Below are 222 nucleotides of genomic sequence, written 5' to 3' on the forward strand. Positions count from 1 at the left end.
TGCGCTTCGAGCATGGCCGGGATATTCGGCAGCATGACCGCTACCGTGTCGCCACGGCCAATGCCGCGGCCGACCAGGGCGCTGGCCAGGCGTCGGCAGCGTTGGTAGGTTTCCTGCCAGTTACGGCGGATGGCACCGTGAATGACCGCGGGGTAGTCGCCGTACACGGCGGCGGTGCGCTCGATGAAACTCAGCGGGGTGAGGGCGACATGGTTGACGGCA

The 222-nt window shown here is 67.1% G+C and carries 1 protein-coding gene; it reads right to left on the minus strand.

Annotated features, from left to right (window positions below; translation table 11 throughout):
* Window positions 1-222, minus strand: a 222-nt coding sequence (locus RRF55_RS28715) for an AMP-binding protein (RefSeq protein WP_439419403.1), incomplete at both ends; no start/stop codon positions are given.

Source organism: Klebsiella sp. K47 (genome assembly GCF_051858335.1).
Classification (GTDB): Bacteria; Pseudomonadota; Gammaproteobacteria; order Enterobacterales; family Enterobacteriaceae; genus Klebsiella; species Klebsiella pneumoniae.